The 1601-nt window shown below is 59.8% G+C and carries 1 protein-coding gene; it reads left to right on the top strand.

Annotated features, from left to right (window positions below; all coding sequences use genetic code 11):
- Window positions 1-1601 (top strand): condensation domain-containing protein (locus BP95_RS30600; protein WP_036667214.1); only part of this gene is annotated, 1601 nt, incomplete at both ends.

The following is a 1601-nucleotide window of genomic DNA, read 5'->3' as shown; positions in this document are numbered from 1 at the left end:
CATTGTGTCGCGCAGGAGAGAATGGAACTGACGCCAAGCGATTTGCTGCAGCCTGGCTTTACGCAAGAAGAGCTGGATGCGCTCATGCAGCGGAGCGAAGCGTTAGGTGAGATCGAAGATGTGTACGCGCTGACGCCGATGCAGCAAGGGATGCTGTTCCACAGCCGTCTGGATCCGCAAGCCGGCGCCTACGTGAACCAGATCCATCTGACCCTGCAAGGCGAGCTGCAGCCGGCAGCATTTGAACAAAGCTGGCAAGCCGTAGTACAGCGGCATGCGGTGCTGCGAACGAGCATCGACAGTGAGTGGCGAAGTGAGCCGCTGCAAGTCGTGTACCGGAAGCGGCCGTTTACAATCGCCTATCGCGATCTGTCGATATACGACGCGGGCGAGCAGGCAGCCTGCATAGCGCAGTGGAAGTCGGACGACCGGAAGAAAGGTTTTGCGGTAGCGTCGGAGAGCCTGATGCGTGTGTCGGTGCTTCGAACAGGAGAGCAAACCCACGAGGTGTTATGGAGCTTCCATCACCTGTTGATGGATGGCTGGTGCTTGCCGCTGGTCATGGAAGAAGTATTGGGGATCTACAACGCCTTGCGCGCCGGAGAAGAGGCGCCGTTACGCAGCGTCCGCGCGTACCGCGACTATATCCGCTGGCTGTCCGAGCAGGATGGGAATTCGGCACGAAGCTACTGGAAGGAGCAGTTGGAGGGCAGCGAAGCGCTGTCTGCGCTGCCGAAGCAGCAGCGTCAGGCGCAAGGCTATGAAGCGAAACGCGTGAGCTGGATCGTCCCTCGGGAGCAGAGCAAAGCCATCGCAATGGTGGCCACTGCGTACGGCGTAACGGTGAGCACGCTGCTGCAAACGGCATGGGGACTAGTGCTGCACGCCTACAGCGGCAGTCGGGATGCGGTATTTGGCGGCGTCGTGTCGGGCAGACCGGCAGACCTGCCCGGCGTGGAAGGGATGATCGGACTGTTCATCAATACGCTGCCTGTCCGGGTAACGTGCGAGGGACAGGAGACGGTTGCGGATCTGCTGCGCCGCATGCAGGCGCAGGCGCTGGCCTCGCAAGGGTACGCCTACTATCCGCTGCATGAGATCCAGGCGCAGTGCGCCGGAACGAGAGAACTGTTCGACCATATTCTTGTGTTCGAGAACTATCCGATGCAAACTGCGCAGGCAGAAGCGTCTGCGGATGCAAGCGGACTGGAAATTACGGGGGTTCAAGCGGACGAACAAACGAATTATGACCTGAATGTGATGATTCAGCCGGGAGAAGAGTTGCACATTCATTTCGATTACAACGGACAGGTGTACGAGCAAGGCACAATGGAGCGATTGCAAGGTCACTGGATGCGGATGGTAGAGCAGATCGTGTCCACCCCGAACGTGGCGGTAGACAAGCTGGAACTACTGACGGCCGAAGAGCGGGAAGAGCTGCTGGTGACATTCAACGATACGGCGATGGAGCTGCCTGCGGAAGCGACGGTGCATGGGCTGTTCGACCAGCAGGCTGCACGAACGCCGGAGCAGCCGGCACTCGTAAGCGGAGAGGCGGTATGGACGTACGGCGAGCTGGAGGCGCGAGCCAACCGCATCGC

The sequence above is a fragment of the Paenibacillus sp. UNC217MF genome (assembly GCF_000686865.1).
In the GTDB taxonomy this organism is placed as follows: Bacteria; Bacillota; Bacilli; order Paenibacillales; family Paenibacillaceae; genus Paenibacillus_B; species Paenibacillus_B suaedae.
Note: the sequence above shows the minus strand (reverse complement) of the source record. Positions and strands in the feature narration are given on the sequence as shown.